Annotated in this window: 13 protein-coding genes; 10 read left to right on the plus strand and 3 right to left on the minus strand. The window is 71.4% G+C overall.

The genetic code is table 11. From position 1 onward, the window contains the following. Positions 1 to 13: 13 nt before the first annotated feature. Both ACQHII_RS45195 and ACQHII_RS45200 read right to left on the minus strand, forming a co-directional pair. Positions 14 to 793 (minus strand): SDR family NAD(P)-dependent oxidoreductase, encoded by a 780-nt coding sequence (locus tag ACQHII_RS45195; RefSeq protein WP_427924741.1) that lies wholly within the window; start codon positions 791 to 793, stop codon positions 14 to 16. Next, positions 790 to 2109, minus strand: a complete 1320-nt coding sequence (locus ACQHII_RS45200; protein WP_427924742.1) for an acyl-CoA dehydrogenase family protein — start codon at positions 2107 to 2109, stop codon at positions 790 to 792. Before ACQHII_RS45200 ends, ACQHII_RS45195 begins: the two co-directional genes overlap by 4 nt. 112 nt (positions 2110 to 2221) lie before the next feature. Here ACQHII_RS45200 and ACQHII_RS45205 point away from each other — a divergent pair, with 112 nt between their 5' ends. The 9 genes from ACQHII_RS45205 to ACQHII_RS45245 all read left to right on the plus strand — a co-directional run bounded on the left by ACQHII_RS45205 (position 2222) and on the right by ACQHII_RS45245 (position 12321). Continuing rightward, positions 2222 to 3454: a CaiB/BaiF CoA transferase family protein gene (locus ACQHII_RS45205; protein ID WP_427924743.1), complete on the plus strand. Its 1233-nt coding sequence runs from the start codon at positions 2222 to 2224 to the stop codon at positions 3452 to 3454. An 88-nt stretch (positions 3455 to 3542) separates the two neighbouring features. Next, positions 3543 to 4742: a cytochrome P450 gene (locus ACQHII_RS45210; RefSeq protein ID WP_427924744.1), complete on the plus strand. Its 1200-nt coding sequence runs from the start codon at positions 3543 to 3545 to the stop codon at positions 4740 to 4742. 8 nt (positions 4743 to 4750) lie between these two features. Continuing rightward, positions 4751 to 5218, plus strand: coding sequence for a VOC family protein (locus ACQHII_RS45215; RefSeq protein ID WP_427924745.1), 468 nt, complete (start codon positions 4751 to 4753; stop codon positions 5216 to 5218). Further along, on the plus strand, positions 5215 to 6345 hold the full coding sequence (locus ACQHII_RS45220) for an acyl-CoA dehydrogenase family protein (protein WP_427924746.1): 1131 nt from the start codon (positions 5215 to 5217) through the stop codon (positions 6343 to 6345). Before ACQHII_RS45215 ends, ACQHII_RS45220 begins: the two co-directional genes overlap by 4 nt. Positions 6346 to 6374: 29 nt before the next feature. Further along, a complete protein-coding gene (locus ACQHII_RS45225) occupies positions 6375 to 7913 on the plus strand; it encodes a class I adenylate-forming enzyme family protein (RefSeq protein WP_427924747.1) in 1539 nt (512 codons plus the stop codon). Then, the gene (locus ACQHII_RS45230) at positions 7910 to 9160 is read left to right on the plus strand and encodes an FAS1-like dehydratase domain-containing protein (protein WP_427924748.1); all 1251 of its coding nucleotides are present in this window, start codon (positions 7910 to 7912) and stop codon (positions 9158 to 9160) included. The genes ACQHII_RS45225 and ACQHII_RS45230 overlap by 4 nt, the downstream gene beginning before the upstream one ends. Positions 9161 to 9194: 34 nt before the next feature. Beyond that, positions 9195 to 9959, plus strand: coding sequence for a crotonase/enoyl-CoA hydratase family protein (locus tag ACQHII_RS45235; RefSeq protein WP_427924749.1), 765 nt, complete (start codon positions 9195 to 9197; stop codon positions 9957 to 9959). A 52-nt stretch (positions 9960 to 10011) separates the two neighbouring features. Then, a complete protein-coding gene (locus ACQHII_RS45240; RefSeq protein WP_427924750.1) occupies positions 10012 to 11163 on the plus strand; it encodes a CaiB/BaiF CoA transferase family protein in 1152 nt (383 codons plus the stop codon). 12 nt (positions 11164 to 11175) lie between these two features. Then, entirely contained in the window at positions 11176 to 12321 is a 1146-nt protein-coding gene (locus tag ACQHII_RS45245; RefSeq protein ID WP_427924751.1) for a thiolase family protein, read from the plus strand. A gap of 59 nt (positions 12322 to 12380) precedes the next feature. Here ACQHII_RS45245 and ACQHII_RS45250 read toward each other — a convergent pair whose 3' ends face one another. Then, positions 12381 to 15485 (minus strand): helix-turn-helix transcriptional regulator, encoded by a 3105-nt coding sequence (locus ACQHII_RS45250; protein WP_427924752.1) that lies wholly within the window; start codon positions 15483 to 15485, stop codon positions 12381 to 12383. 301 nt (positions 15486 to 15786) lie between these two features. Here ACQHII_RS45250 and ACQHII_RS45255 point away from each other — a divergent pair, with 301 nt between their 5' ends. Beyond that, entirely contained in the window at positions 15787 to 15897 is a 111-nt protein-coding gene (locus ACQHII_RS45255) for a class III lanthipeptide (protein WP_427924753.1), read from the plus strand. Positions 15898 to 15941: the final 44 nt, after the last annotated feature.

Consider the following 15941-nt stretch of genomic DNA (forward strand, 5'->3'; position numbering starts at 1 on the left):
GCTCCTTCGATGGTCAGTACAGCCCGCCGTCCACCCGGATCAGCGCCCCTGTCGTATAGCTCGACGCGTCGCTCGCGAGGTACAGCGCGGTGCTGACGATCTCCTCCGGCTGCCCTGGACGCCCGATCGCGCTGCGGGTCGTCTCCCGTTTCTCCGGCGCCCAGGCCTTGGAGATGTCGGTGAGGAACGGCCCGGCCGAGATCGTGTTGACGCGCACGGACGGGCCGTACTCCAGGGCGAAGACCGTAGTGAGCGCGTTGAGAGCGGCCTTGGCGCCCGCGTACGGGCCGAAGCGCGGCTGGGGCATCAGCGCCCCGGACGACGAGACGTTGATGATCGAGCCCCCGTTCTCCGACTCGGCCATCCGCTGTCCGATCAACGAGGCAAGCCGGAACGGGCCTTTGAAGTTGACGCCGATCACCTTGTCGAACAACTCCTCGCTGGTGTCGGCCGAGGAGGGGGCGAGGGGTGACATGCCGGCGTTGTTGACCAGGACGTCGACCCGGCCGAACTCCTCGTAGGCCGCGTCGGCGAGGCGGGCCAGGTCGTCCCAGTGGCCGACGTGGGCGGCGACCGGCAGGGCGCGGCGGCCGAGGGCGCGGACCTCGGCCGCCGCCGTCTCGCACGCGTCGGGCTTGCGGCTGGCGATCACGAGGTCGGCGCCCGCGGTGGCGAAGGCGCGCACCATCGCGAGCCCCAGCCCCCGGCTGCCTCCGGTGACGAGCGCGACCTTGCCGGAGAGGTCGAACAGGTCTGCGGGGGCAAGGGACTTGGTGTCGCGTGCCTCGCTCATGCCTGCACCCGGCCGGAGAGGCTGTCGTCCTCGACGATGTGCGCGTACCGCTTGCGGGCGGCCTCCAGCTTCGGCGGGATGTGTTCGCTGGGGAACAGACCCTCGGCCGGACGGCGGTTCTTGAGCAACTGCTTGGCGATCGTGGTGCGGTGCACCTCGGTGGGGCCGTCGGCGAGCGCGAGGTTCGGTGCGGCCATCCACCATTTGGCGAGCGGGAGTTCGTTGGTGGTGCCGAGCGAACCGTGCAGATGCAGGGCGCGCTGGATGACGTCGTGCAGCACCTTCGCCGTCTGCACCTTGCACATCGCGATCTGGGTGCGGGCCGCGCCGTGCGGCTGGGTGTCGATGATCCACGCGGTGTGCAGCACCAGCAGCCGGAACTGCTGCAACTCCACCCACGAGTCCGCGATGAACTGCTGCACCGCCTGCTTCTCGGCGAGAAGAGTGCCCTGAGTACGACGGGACAGCGCCCGCTCGCACATCATGTCGAAGGCGCGGGTGCACTTGCCGACGGTGCGCATCGCGTGATGGACGCGGCCCCCGCCGAGCCGGGCCTGGGCGACCTTGAAGCCCTCGCCGGGGCCGCCGAGCATGGCGTCGAGCGGGACGCGCACCTGGTCGTAGCGGATATAGGCGTGGATGCCCTCGTCGAGGGAGTCGCGCTCGTCCATGGTGCCGACGTTGCGCTTGATCTCGATGCCGGGTGTCTCGGCCGGAACGATGAACATGGACATCCGGGCGTGCGGTGGCGCCTCCGGGTCGGTGACGGCCATGACGATGAGGAAGGCCGCGTAGCGGGCGTTGGAGGAGAACCACTTCTCCCCGTCGATCACCCACTCGTCCCCCTCGCGCCGCGCCCGGCACACGAACTCCTTCGGGTCGGCCCCGGCCTGCGGTTCCGTCATCGAGAAGGTGGAGACGATGTCCCCGTCGAGCAGGGGCTGGAGATAGCGCGCCTTCTGCTCCTCGGTGCCGAACATGGCCAGGATCTCCGCGTTGCCGGTGTCCGGCGCGGCGGTGCCGAACACCGTCGGCGCCCAGTAGGAGCGGCCGAGGATCTCGTTGAGGTAGGCGAGCTTCACCTGGCCGTAGCCCGCGCCGCCGAGTTCCGCGCCGAGGTGGCAGGCCCACAGCCCCTGGGCGCGGACCTGGTCCTGGAGCGGCTTGAGGATCGCGCGGGCCTTCTCGTTGCGCGTGTCGTACGGGTCTCCGCCGTGCGGGAAGAGGAGGTCGAGCGGCTCGACCTCCTCCCGTACGAAGGCCGTCGCCCAGTCCAGCTTGGCCTGGAACTCGGGTTCGATCGAGAAGTCCAGCATCGGCCCTCCGGAAGGTGCGGGTTGGTCGGCGACAGCAAAACAGTATACTTTTTAGCGAGGTTCGGTCCATACTCGGAGTGCGTGACGGCAGATGAGTATGAGGAGTTGGTCGATGCGCAGGCCGATGGAGGGCGTACGCGTTCTCGAAGTAGCCCAGTTCACCTTCGTCCCGGCGGCGGGCGCCGTGCTCGCCGACTGGGGCGCCGATGTGATCAAGATCGAACACGCCGAACGCGGCGACGGACAGAGGGGGTTGGTCCGTGTCCTCGGTTACGACGCCACCAGTGAGGGGTCGTCGTTCTTCCCGATCGTGGAGGGACCCAACCGGGGCAAACGCAGCGTCGGCCTCGCCCTGGAGAAGCCGTCCGCCCGTAAGGCGTTCGAGGAACTGGTCCGCCGCAGCGATGTGTTCCTGACCAACTTCCTGCCCGAGGCGCGCGCGAAACTGCGCATCGAGGTCGAGGACATCCGGGCCATCAACCCGGACATCATCTACGTGCGGGGCAGCGGTTTCGGCCAGCGCGGCGACGAGGCCACGAAGGGCGGCTACGACTCCACTGCCTTCTGGGCACGCGGCGGCAGCGCCGCCGGTGTCACACCGCCGGGCGCGGACCGGATGATCCGGATGCCCGCCGGTGCCTACGGCGACGCGATGGGCGGCATGACGATCGCCGGCGGTATCGCCGCCGCCCTCTACTCCCGTGCGACCACCGGCGAACCGTCCGTGGTGGACGTGTCGCTGCTGGGCGTAGGTGCCTGGGCGACCCAGTTCACGGTCAACATGGCGCTGATGAACGGCGGCCCGCTGCCGGCGAACGTTCAGCCCCGGCACGGATCGCGCACCAACCCCCTCATCGGGGCGTATCTCACGTCGGACGGACGCTGGATCGAACTCTCGATGCTCCAACCCGGCCGCTACTGGGCCGAGTTCTGCAAGCTCGCCGGACGCGGCGAACTCGGCACCGACGAACGCTTCGACAGCACCGCGAAGTTGATGGCCAACGCGGCGGACGCGGCCGACATCGTCGCCGAACTCATCGCGTCCCGCCCCTTCGAGGAGTGGGTCGAGATCCTCTCCCGAGGCGAGGGGCAGTGGTCGGTGGTGCAGAACGCCTGGGAGGTCGGCCAGGACCCCTCGCTGCGCGCCAACGGACTGATCGCCTCCGTCGTGGACGCGGACGGCGTCGACCGCGAACTCGTCGCCAGCCCGGTCCAGTTCGACGAGACCCCGGTCGACATCACCCGGGCACCGCAGTTCGCGGAACACACCGACGAGGTCCTGCGCTCACTCGGTCTCTCCGACGAGGAACTGATCGCGCTGAAGATCGACGGCGCGGCGACATGAGAGCCGTGGGCGACCTGGCCGCGGTAGGTCCGGCCGCGGTAGGTCCGGCCGCCGTGGGCATCCCGCAGACCGTACGAAAGGAGCCGTGATGAGCGCGACCCTCGAACCCGACGGGACGCACCAGGGCGTTCCCGCCTACCACTTCGACAACCGGCTCGGCGGCCCGGTCCTCAGCCATCAGGAACGCTGGGACGAGATCGCCCGCACCCACTCCGGATTCCGCAGCACCACCGCGCGCGGATACTGGGTCGTCACCGACGGCGAGGCCGTCCAGCAGGCTCTCCAGGACTGGCGGACCTTCTCCAACCAGTCCGTGACGGCGCTCGATCCGGACCCCAGGTTCCTGTGGATCCCGGAGATGCTCGACCCGCCCCAACACACCGCGTGGCGGCGCCTGCTGGGCAGCGCCTTCTCGCCCAAGACCGTCGCCGCCCGCGAACCGGAGATCCGCGAGGTCGCGTCCGGCCTGATCGACGAGCTGAAGGACAGCGGCTCCGCCGACGTCCTCGACTCGTTCGCCCGCCGCTTCCCGACCCTGATCTTCATGCGCCTGATGGGCCTGCCCGAACAGGACCTCCCGCAGTTCCTCGACTGGATCCACGACCTGCTGCATCTGTCCCACGGCGAAGACCCGCACGGCGAACGGCAGTTGAGCGCCATGAACGCCGTGTCGGAGTACTTCGAGCAGCAGATCGCGATCCGCCGCGAGGCACCCCGCGACGACCTCCTGTCCCGCGCCATGACCTGGACGATCGACGACGAACCGATCAGCGACCGGGACATGCACGCGTTCTGCATCCTGCTGTTCCAGGCCGGCTTCGACACCGTCCCCATCTCCATCGGCTGGGCCCTCTACCACTTCGCCACGCACCCGGAACAACGCGGGGCGATCGTCGACGACCCGTCGCTGATCCCCACGGCGGTCGAGGAACTCCTCCGCGTCTACTCGTTCGTCGTGCCCGCCCGCAAGGCGACCCGGGACGTCGAGATCGGCGGCTGCCCGGTGAAGGCGGGGGAGATGGTGATGCTCCCGCTCGCGGTCAGCAACCGCGACCCCGAACGCTTCGACCGACCCCTCGAAGTCGACCTCCGGCGCAAGACCACCAACCACATCGCGTTCGGCTCGGGACCGCATCGCTGCCTCGGCTCCCACCTCGCCCGCCTCGAACTCAACGTCGCCGTCGAGGAATGGCACCGGCGCATCCCCGACTACGGGATCACCCCCGGCCAGGAACTCGAACAGCACGGCAACATGTACGGGATCAAGCAACTCCGGCTGGAGTGGTGAACGATCCCATGACGCATCCCCTCAGCGCGACGGACCTTTACCACACGGGAATCGTCGTCCCGGACATCGAACTCTGGAAGACCCGGCTGACCGGGATCGCGGGCTACCGCTGGACCGAGACCCTCGCCGCCGACCTGCCGATCCGGCTCGCGGACGGCGACCGCGTGCTCCCGATGCGCTACGCCTACTCGCTGGACGCCCCGCACATCGAACTCGTACAGGAGATTCCCGGGACACCGTGGACGGCGACCGAGCACATCGCCACCCATCACCTCGGCTACTTCTGCGACGACGTACCGGCGACGTCCAAGCGCATGGAGGAGGCGGGATTCCCGCTGGAGGCCTGCGGGTTGGTCGACGGCGCCATGTCGATCTTCGCCTACCACCTGGCCCCCTCGGGCCTGCGCATCGAGATCGTGGAGCGCACCCGCATCCCGGACCTCGAGGCCTACCTGCGGTCCAAGGCGCAGCCGTGACCGTGACGTTCACCGAGGAGCAGGAGCAACTCCGTACGACACTACGGCGCTTCCTCGCCGACAAGGCACCGAGCGCCGCCGTACGCCGTGCGATGGACTCCACCGAAGGGCACGATCCCCTGCTGTGGCGGCAGATGGCCGACCAACTCGGCCTGCACGGCCTCGCGTTGCCCGAGGAGTACGGCGGATCAGGCGGCGGGCCGGTCGAGTTGGGGATCGTACTGGAGGAGACCGGACGGGTCCTGCTCCCGTCGCCGTACTTCGCGACGGTGGCGGTCGCCGGTCAAGCCCTTGCGGCCTCCGGCGACGAGACGGCGAAGACGCGCTGGCTGCCCGCGATCGCCGACGGAACGCTGACGGCCACCCTGGCCCTCGCCGAGGAACGCGGCTCATGGCGGCTGGAGGACATCGAGACCTCGGCCGCGAACGGGACCCTCTCCGGCACCAAGATGTTCGTCGTCGACGGCCACACCGCCGACCTCATCCTCGTAATGGCCCGCACCGGCACGGGACTTGGGCTCTTCGCCGTCGAGGGCGACGCCCCCGGAGTGACCCGCACCCGGCTGGAGACCCTCGACCCGACCCGGCGGCTGGCCCGCGTCGACCTCGACGGCGCGCCCGCACTGCGGGTCGGCCCGAGCGGGGACGCCTCCGCCTATCTGCGCACCGTGCTGGACCTCGTGGCGGTGGCGCTCGCCGCCGAACAGGTCGGCGGGGCACAGGCGTGCCTCGACGCGGCCGTGGCGTACGCGAAGCAACGTGTCCAGTTCGGGCGTCCCATCGGCTCGTTCCAGGCGATCAAGCACAAGTGCGCCGACCTGCTGGTCGCCGTGGAGGGAGCCCGGTCGGCGGTCTACCACGCGACGGCCGTCGCCGCCGCTGAACCACCCCTGTCCGGCGAGCAGTTGGTGACCACCGAGCTGCCCGTGTCCGCCGCGCTGGCCGCAGCGTGCTGCGCGCAGGCCTTCACTCACGCGGCCAAGGAGAACATCCAGATCCACGGCGGCATCGGCTACACGTGGGAGCACGACGCACACCTCTATCTGAAGCGCGCCAAGTCGTCGGAGCAGTTGTTCGGCGGCCCGGCGACGCACCGGAGCCGGTTGGCCGACCTGGTCGGAATCTGAGACCGACGTCCTGTCGAAAGGTTCATCACGTGGGAATTCGCGACCGCCTGTCCCGCCTGCTGGCGGAAGCGCCCGCGGCTGCCGAGGCGATCGAGTACGACCGGAACTGGTGGACCTGGGGACAGGTCCAGCGCACCGCGCGGGACCTCGGCGACGCGCTCGACGCGCTGGGCCTGCCCGCCGGCACCCGCGTCGGAGTCGTCCTGGAGAACCGGCCCGAGCACGTCGCCGTGGTCGCCGCGGTGATCGCCTCCGGCCGCTGCCTGGTCATGCTCAGCCCGCTCCAGCCCGCCGCCCGCCTCGCCGCCGACATCGCCCGCTGCACCCCACCCGTTGTGGTCTCCGGCGCCGAAGTCCTCGCCCGTGAGGGCGTATTGGACGCGGTGACCGCACAGGGCGCGGCCCTTGAGCTCGACACCGACGGGTCCCTACGACCCGCAGGCGGCACCGCACCCGCCGGGGCACCGGCCGGCCCGGGCATCGCCGTAGAGATGCTCACCTCCGGCACGACCGGTCCCCCGAAACGTGTCCACCTGCGCATCGGCCAACTCGACCAGGCCCTCGTCTCCGGTGGACAGACACGCAAGGACGACCGGCTCCTGTCGGAGTCGGCGTCCCTGGTGGCCACCCCGCTCGTGCACATCGGCGGCCTGTGGCGGGCCCTCGCCTGCCTCGCCACCGGCCGCCGCATGCTCCTGATGCCCAGGTTCGCCGTCGAACCCTGGGTGAGCGCCGTCGAACGCCACCGGCTTCGCGCGGCGAGCCTGGTCCCGGCCGCGATCCGCGCCGTACTCGACGCACGGATCCCGAAGGAACGCCTCGCCACGCTCCAGGTCGTCACCTCAGGCACGGCCCCCTGCCCGCCGGAACTCGCCGACGCCTTCTTCCGCACGTACGGCATCCCTGTCCTGATGACCTACGGTGCGACGGAGTTCGCCGGAGCCGTCGCCGGCTGGACCCTCCCGCTGCACGAACACTGGTGGCAGCGCAAGGCGGGCAGCGCCGGACGCGCCTTCGCCGGCGTCGAGTTGAGGGTGACCGGCGAGGACGGCACCGAGCTGCCGCCCGGCCGGACCGGCCGACTGGAGGTCCGCACCGAGCAGAGCACCCACGGCGGCCGGACCTGGATGAAGACCAGCGACCTGGCCCGGATCGACGCCGACCGGTTCGTGTGGATCGAGGGCCGCGCGGACGACGCCATCATCCGCGGCGGCTTCAAAGTGCAGCCGGAGACCGTCAAACGCGTCCTGGAGACCCACCCCGCCGTACGCGAGGCAGCCGTCGCCGGACTACCCGACTCGCGGCTCGGTGAAGTACCCGTCGCAGCCGTCGAGTTGGAACCGGAACGTCCCGCACCGGACGCGGCCGAACTCACCGCCCTGTGCCGCACCCACCTCACCCCGTACGAGGTGCCGGCCCACATCGTCGTCCTCGACCGACTGCCCCGCACACCGTCGAGCAAGGTCAGCCGCGTCGAACTCCTCGACCTCGTACGGTCCCGGCTCGCCGAGCACACGGAAGCATCCGAAGACCTGACCGCGTTGTCCAGCAAGGAGGTCGACCGGTGAGCGACACCGAACAGAAGCCGGCCGAGCAGTTCGGCGTGCTCACGGACGAGGCCGTCGAACGCTCCCGGCGCCGCCTCGGCGTCCCCCAGCCGCAGCGCAACCCACCGCACAACTACGAGGTGACGTGGGACGGTTCACGCCACTTCGCCTACGGCTACGGCGACGCCAACCCCTTGTACTGCGACCCGGACTACGCGGCGAAGACCCGCTGGGGCGCGCTCGTCGCACCGCCGACCTTCCTCTACACGATGGGAGAGGACGCGGCCCCGGCACCGGACCCGGAGACCAAGGCGCTGCTCAAGGGCGACCCCTTCGCGGGCCTCGGCTCCTATCAGGCGGTAATGGAGTTCGAGTGGTGGCGGCCCCTCCAACTGGGCGACCGGTGCCGGGTGTTGCAGACCCAGGTCGGCGTCGAGCTCAAGCGCAGCAGCTTCGGCGGACGTACCGCGCACGTCGTCCGTGACTACCTCTACGCCAACGGACGCGGCGAGATGCACGCCCTGCGACGCGGCACCTGGATCAACGCCGAACGCCACACGTCGAAGAAGCGCGCCAAGGAAACACTCGAACAACAGCCGTACCCGCCCGAGCAGTTGGCCGAGATCGATGCCGCCTATGCCGCCGAGACCAGGCGCGGCGCCGAACCCCGCTACTGGGAGGACGTCGAGGTCGGCGAGGAACTGCAACCCCGCGTGAAGGGCCCGTTGACCACGACGGACGTGGTCGTCTGGCACCTGGGCTGGGGCATGCAGCTCACCCCGCCCGGCGCCTTCGGCATCGCGGCGGCCGTACGGCGCAAGGCCCCCGGCCTCTACCCGCCCAACCGCCTGGGCGTCCCCGACACCGTGCAGCGCCTGCACTGGGAACCCGAGCGGGCCCGCGAACTCGGCCTCCCCAACCCCTACGACTACGGCGGCATGCGCGAGACCTGGCTCTGTCATCTCCTCACCGACTGGATCGGCGACGACGGCTGGCTGTGGCAACTGCGCTGCGAACACCGCAGGTTCAACTACCTCGGTGACACGACCTGGGTGCGCGGCACGGTCGTCGACAAACGGCGGGTGGACGGACGCGGCGAGGTGCACATCGATGTGCGCTGCGAGAACCAGCGCGGCGAAGTCACCACACCCGGCAGAGCGGTTGTGCTGCTGCCGACCAGGGAGCGGGCCGTCGAACTTCCCGAGCCACCCGCCCAGGACCTGGACGGCATGGTCGCCCACGAACTGGAGCGGTTCGCCGTCAACTGAACGGCGGTCGAGAACGAGAACTCAAGGAGGCAAGGTGTCGGACGAAGTGCTGGTGGAGCGCCGGGGCGCGGTCCAGATCATCACGATCAACCGTCCCAAGGTCAAGAACGCGCTGGACGCCGGGGTGGGCGCCGGAATCGCCGCCGCCGTCGACGAGTTGGACGAGACGGACGAGCTGCGGGTCGGCGTGCTCACGGGAGCGGGGGGCACCTTCTCGGCGGGCATGGACCTCAAGGCGTGGCTGCGCGGTGAGAGCCCCGCGATCGAGGGCCGGGGGCTGTGCGGGATCACCATCACCCCGCCGCGCAAACCGCTGATCGCGGCGGTCGAGGGCTGGGCGCTGGCCGGCGGCTTCGAGCTGCTGCTCGCCTGCGACCTCGTCGTGGCGTCCCGCGCGGCGCGGGTCGGGGTGCCGGAGGTGACGCGGTCCCTGGTCGCCCGGGCCGGTGCGGCACTGCGGCTGCCCCAACGGGTTCCGTACGCCATCGCGTTGGAGCTGCTGCTGACCGGCGAGCCCATCACCGCCGAACGCGCGGCCGAGGTCGGACTGGTCAACCGGCTCACCGACGAGGGCGGCGCGCTCGCCGGAGCGCTGGAACTCGCCGGGACCATCGCGGCGAACGGCCCACTCGCCGTCGCCGCCACCAAGCAGATCGCGCAGTCCGCCGCCGACTGGACCCTGGAGGAGGGCTGGATCCGGCAGGCCGAGATCGCCTCACCGGTGTTCTCGTCCGAGGACGCGCGGGAGGGCGCCGCCGCGTTCGCCGAGAAGCGCCCGCCCGTCTGGAAGGGACGCTGACGGCGTCGTAGAAGTGCCGGGATCCTCAACTCAGGCTGCCAGGGAGGGTGTTGTGAGCGCAGGACCACTGTCCGGCTGTCGCGTGGTCGAGCTGGGCGGCATCGGGCCGGGCCCGTTCGCCGGGATGCTCCTCGCCGACCTCGGCGCGGAGGTCGTCCGGGTGGACCGGCCGGAGCGGGCGGCCGAGCCCGACGCGGGCGGCCCGGCGGACGTCCTCAACCGGGGCAAGCGCTCGGTCGTACTCGACCTGAAACACCCGGCAGGACCCGCCGCACTCCTCCAACTCGCCGAGCGGGCCGACGTGTTGATCGAGGGATTCCGCCCCGGCGTCACCGAACGCCTCGGCATCGGACCCCACGAGTGCCTCGCCCGCAACTCCCGGCTGGTCTACGGCCGGATGACCGGCTGGGGCCAGACCGGACCGCTCGCCGCGGCCGCCGGACACGACCTCACCTACATCGCCCTCACCGGCGCGCTCGGCGCGATCGGCGACGCGGCGGGCCCGCCGCAGATACCGCTCAACCTGGTCGGCGACTTCGGGGGCGGTGGCTGCTACCTCGTGATCGGCGTGCTGGCCGCCCTGCACGCCGTAGGACGCACGGGAGTTGGGCAGGTCGTCGACGCGGCCATCGTCGACGGGACGGCGCATCTCCTCGCGAGCACCTTCGGCAAACTCGGGCGCGGGGCCTGGACCGACGAGCGGGGCATCAACCAACTCGACGGCGGCTGGCCCTTCTACGCCGTCTACGCGACCAAGGACGGCGGACACGTGGCGGTCGGCGCCCTTGAGGCCAAGTTCTACCGGTGCCTGATCGAGCTGCTGAAACTCGACGTAGACCCCGGACTTCAGCACGACCGCTCGACCTGGCCGGAGTTGCGCCGCCGGCTGGCCGAACGCTTCGCCGAGCGCACCCGCGACGAATGGGCGGCCCTGTTCGAGGGCACCGACGCCTGCGTCGCACCCGTCCTCGGCCTCACCGAGGCGGCGGCACACCCCCAACTGGCCGCGCGCGGCAGCCTGTTCACCCGGGAGGGCGTCGTGCAGCCCGCCGCGGCACCCCGCTTCTCTGCCACACCGTCGAGCCCCGGCCCGGCGGCCCCAGCCGTAGGCGCCGACACCCGCGCCGTCCTGAGGGACTGGGAGATCGCCGATGCCGACGCACTCGTGGACAGCGGCGCCGCCGTCCAGTTCCCCACCGACTGAAAGGACCCTGTCATGCCCGAGGCCGTCATCGTCGACGCCGTACGCACGCCCATCGGCAAGCGCAACGGCTCCCTGGCCGCCGTGCACGCGGCCGACCTCTCGGCACACGTACTGACCGCGCTGGCGGAACGCACCGGCATCGACCCCGGCACCGTGGACGACGTGATGTGGGGCTGCGTCACCCAGATCGGCGACCAGTCGAGCAACATCGCCCGCTTCGCGGCACTGGCCGCGGGCTGGCCCGAGCATGTGCCCGGGGTGACCATCAACCGGGCCTGCGGCTCCAGCCAGCAGGCCGTCGACTCGGCCGCGCACGCCGTGATGGCCGGGCAGTACGACCTGGTGGTGGCCGGGGGAGTGGAGACCATGACCCGGGTCCCGCTGGGCTCGCACCGGACCACCGGACAGCCGTACGGACCGGCCGTCCTGGCCCGCTACGACGGGTTCCAGTTCAGCCAGGGCGTCGGCGCCGAGCTGATCTCCGAGCGGTGGGGCCTCAGCCGTACCCGCCTGGACGAGTTCGCCTCCGAGTCGCACGCCAAGGCCGCCGCGGCGATCGACTCGGGGATCTTCGACGACCACATCGTGCCCATCGAGGTCGAGGGCACCAAGTTCACCGCCGACGAGGGCCTGCGGCGCGGCACCTCGGTCGAGACCCTCGCCAAACTCAAGCCGTCGTTCAAGGAGGACGGTGTGATCCACGCCGGAAACGCCTCCCAGATCTCCGACGGCGCCGCCGCACTGCTCATCACAACTCCCGAACGGGCAAGGGAGTTGGGCCTCAAGCCGATCGCCCGCTACCACTCCGGCGCGGTCAGCGGCGCGGACCCGATCATGATGCTGACGGGCCCGATCCCCGCGACGGAGAAGGTCCTGCGCAGGTCCGGACTCACGATCGACGACATCGGCGCCTTCGAGGTCAACGAGGCTTTCGCACCGGTCCCGTTGGCGTGGCTCGCCGAGACCGGCGCCGACCCCGAGCGGCTCAACCCACTGGGCGGGGCGATCGCGGTCGGCCATCCGCTCGGCGGCTCCGGCGCCATCCTGATGACCCGCCTGCTCGCCCGCATGCGGCAGCGGAACCTGCGCTACGGCCTCCAGACGATGTGCGAGGGCGGCGGCACCGCCAACGCCACGATCGTCGAACTGCTTCCGTGACAGCTGTCCTCCGCCCGCGGATGGCCGGTCCACCGGCATGACGGAGGGCCGAGCCCGCTTCACTCGATCCCGGTGATCCCTTGCCAGTGGCCGGGGACGGGCATCGCCGGAGGCGGGCCCGCGACGCGCAGCGGCCGGTGCGCGGGCCGGGCCACCAGGCCGCGGGCGGCAGTGGCGAAAGCGGCCCGGTCGGGGTGGCCGGTCTTCCGGAGCAGACTCGCCACATGCTTCTCCACGGTCCGCGGCGAGATGTGCAGCCAGTCGGCGATGTCCTTGTTGCCGTTCCGCTCGACGAGCAGCCGGGCGACCTCGAACTCCCGGCCGGTGACACCGCACCGGCGCAGATCGGGCGGTACGTGCTCGGTACCGCTGCGCCGCTGCCGGACCGGTGCTCCCATGCCGCGCAACAGGCTCCGGCAGGCGGCGGCGACCGTCGGCACGCCGACTCCGTGGAAGTACTCCTCCGCCTCACGTACCCAGTCGACGGGCTCGCCCCACCCGTCCTCGTACGCCGACCGTGAGACCAGGCGCAGGCACAGGTTCCGTGCCACCGGGTACGGTGCCGCGGCCTCAAGTGCCGCGGTCGCGGCGGCGGTCGCCTCGACCGGCCTGCCCTCGCGACCCAGCAGCACCGCGTGCGCCGCCCCGGTGAACTGCCGGTTCCACCGGGTGCCGTCGGCGGCCCGGGCGACATCGGCGTGGTGCCGCCGGCCCGCGCGCCCGGCGAGCACACCGCGCAGCAGCATGACGCCGTACAAGTCGTGCGCCCCGAACTCACCGGCTCCGGGATTCTCCCTGTCGTAGGCGAGAGCCTGCGCGAACTCCTGCTCGGCGGCGTCGTGGTTCTCCTCCAGCAGCGAGCAGAACGCCCGCGCCAGCCCGTACGACATGGCCCGCACTCCGGGCGCGTCGTCGACGCCGGGGGCCAACTCGTCGAGTGCCTCTTCCATTTCGGCGCGTCGCCCCTGGTGTGCGAACCGTACGGCCTCGGCCAGCCGCAGCATGGCCGCGACCGGACCCAGCCGCAGGCGTGTCGCGGCGGTCAGCCCTTCCCGGATCCGCCGGCCGGCCGCCTCGAACTCGCCGCGTCGCACCTGGTCCAGCGCGAGGACGCAGCCCGTCTCGTGGGCCAGCGGGAGCACACTGAGCCGCAGGGCCCGCCGCTGGACCTCTTCGAGCCCGGCCGGCTGTCCGTCGCTCCGCAGCGCGCTCCGGGCCAGGTGTACTTCGGCGGACACCCGCAGGTCGGGGAGCCGGTGCAGTTCGGCGATCGCGCCGGCGCGCGCGAAGTGTGCCGCGGCGGTCTCAGCGTCGTGTTCCGGGGCCAGGTGCCCGAGCATCAGCAGTGCCCCGCCGAGCACATCCGGAAGGTCGGCCCGCTCGGCCGCGTCCGCCGCCCGGCGGGCGTACTCGGCGGCCGTGCGCAGCCGGTCGGGCGCCGGCCGGGTCAGTTCCACGTGGGCCGAGGCGAGGTCGACCGGGGCGGTGTGCGCGGCGGTCGGAGCGGCGCCGAGCAGTCGGCGGGCGATGTCGAGCTGCCGGAAGGCGTCGACGGGCCGGCCCGCCGACGCGGTGGCACGGGCCAGCCGGGCATGGAGCCCGGCCCGGCGGGCCGCGGGAATGTCGTGGCCGCCCAGGGCTTCGAGGTCGGCGGTCAGCCCGGCTACGGCGTCGAACCGGGCCGCGCGCGAGACGGTGTCCAGGAGCAACTCCAGCACAGTGGCCCGTAGTTCGGGGTCCGAACCGGCATCGGCCGACCGCTGGGCCCGGGTGAGCAGGACCACGGCCCGGTCCACCGCGCCCTCTCCCGTCGCCCGCCGCGCGGCCTCGCAGTAGCGGGGGACGGCCTCGCAGGTGTCACCGGCCTGCTCGAACAGGTCGGCGGCGTGGGCGCACCACTCGCCGGGCAGCCCCGGATGGAGCGCGAGCAGGGCGTTCGCCGCGCGCCGGGCCTGTCCGGCGCGTTCCGCCGGCCCGAGATCCTCCAGCAGGACCTGTGCGGCGAGCCGGGGCCGGAACGCGTACCAGTCCGGGCTCGACCCGTCCGGTTCGAGCAGATACGAGGCGACTCCCGCTTGGAGGACCGTGAGCAGTTCGCGGTCGTCGCACCCGGCCGCGTGCTGGAGCGCGGGCAGCGGGAATCGTGGTCCGAAGAGGGCCGCGATGCCGAGGATCGTGCGTCCGCGGGCGTCGAGCCGGCCGGTCCGGTACCGGACGCTGCGGGCGACCGCGGCGGGGACAGGGAGTCTCCGGGCGGCATCCCGGGGGTGGCGGGTCACCGCGTCACGCAGGAGTTCCTCGACCACCAGCGGGATACCGGTGCTGTCCTCCACCACGGTGTCGACCAGTTCGGCGCCGGCCGCGCCCGGGACGGATCCCAACTCGGCCACGACGAGGGAGCGTACGTCCGGGTGCCCCAGCGGGCGCAGTTCGAGGGTCGTCGCGGCACCCCGCTGACGCGCCCGGTCGGCCAGTTCGGTTGCCACACAGGGCTCGCGACCTGCGATGAGGAGCAGCACGGCGGGCTGCTCCGCGAGATTGTCGAGGACGTACTCGAGGACGGCCAGCGTCTCCGTGTCCGCATCGTGCAGATCGTCGAGCACGAGCAGGAATCCGTGGTCTCGTCCGGTCACGGTGAGCACGCGCAGGAGGGTCTCGGCGACCGTGAGGTGCGAGCCGACGGCCGTGCCGGAAGCAGGGCTTCCCGGCAGCAGGTGGGCGAGCACCGGCCCGTAGAGGCCCAGTTCGTCCGCGTCCGGCAGCAGGCCGGCCCGGGACAGCGAGAGCAACGCCTCGACCAGCGGCCGGTACGGCACGACCGATCCGACCGTAGCGGCCCGGCCCCGTGCGGTGACCATGCCCGCCGCCGCAGCCGCGCGCAGCGCCTCCACGGCGAGCCGCGTCTTGCCGATACCGGGTTCGCCGGTGACGAAGACGGCGCCGCCGCGCCCCGAGCGCGCGGCGGCCAGCGCCCTCATGACCTGCCGCATCTCGGCCTGCCGACCGACGAACTCGCCGCGGGCGCCGGCCCGGCCCCCGGCCGGACGGATCCGGCGGACGACCGTGGTGCCGCCGCCGTCCGTCGACGTGTGCCGTGAGTCCAGGAAGCCGGTGGCCGCCTGCCCCGCCGTGTACCGGACCTGCCGGCATCCGCGTGCGCTCATCAACATTCCCCCGATGTCGAGTCGTCCCAAGTCAGCGTGGTTCACCGTGGTCCGCCTGTCGCGTCGGGTTCCGTTCAACGGACCGGATCCGGCGCCTCCCGCCCGGGAAACGAGGCAGGACCACCACCATTCGAGCGGGCCGGAAGCGTGTGTTCCTGGGGGCTGCGCCGCCCAAATACGGGGTGCTTTCCCTGATGTACGCGTCCGGAGCGCGCCGTTGACTGGCGCAGCCGACCGGTCGGTACCCGTTCCATCCCCGGAGCGCGTCCAAGCGCTCCCGACCATCGAGGAAGTGACCCGCATGAGCGTTCTGAAGCTGCAGTCGATCGAACCGCGGACGGAGAACAGCAGCGCTCTGGTACTGAGCATCACCAGCAGCCTGAGCAGCACCTGCTGCCGGAACCCCTCCTGAGCGGTATCCGCCTGAGGTGAACTGACGGCGTGAACCATGCGGGG

The organism is Streptomyces sp. cg40 (assembly GCF_050320165.1).
GTDB classification, from domain to species: domain Bacteria; phylum Actinomycetota; class Actinomycetes; order Streptomycetales; family Streptomycetaceae; genus Streptomyces; species Streptomyces hokutonensis.